Here is a 1513-nt window from a genome sequence, read left to right as displayed (position 1 = left end):
AATAATTGTAGGGGCGGGTTCTGCTGTCAATTTTCCATCCCTACGACTATGTTAATAAACCCGCCCCACCCCCGATAATTGTAGGGGCGGGTTCTGCTGTCAATTTTCCATCCCTACGACTATGTTAATAAACCCGCCCTCTCTCCGGCTGTCAATTTTCCGTCCCCACCCGGATATTAATAAACCCGCCCCACCCTTTCCGGGGTAGCACAGGTAAAACCAAAAAGCAACCCCCCCCTGGGAGAGGGGGGGAGTCCGATTATCTAATGCGACCATCTGGCATAATTGCACCAGTGAGGATAGCATCTTGTAGCATAGCGCCATTGAGAGTAGCATGGCGGAAACTAGCATCGCGCAGGTCAGCATTTTCAAGGTTAGCACCATCCAAATTAGCACCCCAAAGGTAAGCACCCCGAAGGTTAGCCCCCGTGAGGTCAGCACCTCGCAAGTTAGCCAAATTAAGGTTAGTATTGCTCAAATCCGCATTTATCAAGTCGCACTCTTCCAGGTCAGCCTTCATCAAATTAGCCTTAATAAACTGACCCCCGCGAATATTACTACCTTGTAGGTTAGCCTGTTGTAGGTTGGCTTCATCCAAGCGAATAAACCGCATTTGCGAATCTTTGAGATTAGTCCCCTGTAGGTTAGCACCTGCCATTTTAGCGCCACTGAGTTTAATTTCACTCAGTTCTAAACTACTAAAGTCGATCGCTTCCAAAGTTAAGCCATTCAGAAAGGCTTTTTCCAGTTTAACCCCGTTTAATTGCGCTCCTCGCAAGTTAGCCCCACTCAGTCGCGCTCCCGTCAAATTAGCCCAATTTAGGTTAGCTTTTTCTAAGTTAGCCGATCGCAAATTAATCCCATTAAGATTAGCGCCACAGAGATTCACACCAGGGAAATTAGCGCGATAAAGTGTCACCCAAGACATCACCGCGCCGCTGAGTTTTGCTCCCATTAAGTTAGCTTTATGAAGTTGCGCGCCGCTCAAGTCTGCTTTAGTTAAATCAGCTTCAATTAAGCAGCTATCTCGCAGTTTCGCATAATTAAGGTTAGTACCATACAAAAAAGCCCCATTCAGGTTGGCTTCTAACATAAAGCATCGTTCTAGGTAAGCGCGAGCTAAGGATGCTTCTTTTAAATTAGAACCCGACAGGTTAGCCGCGATTAATTTAGCACCAATCAAGTTGGCTGCGGTTAAATCGAGTCCACGAAAATCTCTTTCTCCCCTAAGATATCGCTCTAGGATTTCTGTTTCTTTCATGTTGAGGATCTCCTTTTTCATCACACAAGTTCTGAAACAGCCTCCGGCGAGCGCTTAGTTGAGTTTCGACTGATTCAGATGTCTTAATTTGCTGCACCTCTGACGATAAAAGCTACTGCTAATAATCTCTTAATATTTATTTTATCTGTACCAGACAAAATTTGTGTATTTTGTTTACAAATGTTGATTTATCCTCTGATTAGGGGTCGAGATAGACCTCACGGTCTACCCCTCCCATTCAAAACCGTACAT

1 protein-coding gene is annotated in these 1513 nt (G+C 45.1%); it reads right to left on the bottom strand.

Annotation, left to right across the window (positions count from 1 at the left end; genetic code table 11):
- Positions 1 to 259: 259 nt before the first annotated feature.
- Entirely contained in the window at positions 260 to 1261 is a 1002-nt protein-coding gene (locus P5674_RS24585) for a pentapeptide repeat-containing protein (RefSeq protein WP_043468503.1), read from the bottom strand.
- Positions 1262 to 1513: the final 252 nt, after the last annotated feature.

Origin of the sequence: Limnospira sp. PMC 289.06, assembly GCF_032350395.1 — a bacterium.
Lineage (GTDB): Bacteria > Cyanobacteriota > Cyanobacteriia > Cyanobacteriales > Microcoleaceae > Limnospira > Limnospira platensis.
Note: the sequence above shows the minus strand (reverse complement) of the source record. Positions and strands in the feature narration are given on the sequence as shown.

Bases quoted from the DNA above. Each gene is read 5' to 3' on its own strand.
- P5674_RS24585 (WP_043468503.1), bottom strand. From the start codon at position 1,261: ATGAAAGAAACAGAAATCCTAGAGCGATATCTTAGGGGAGAAAGAGAT.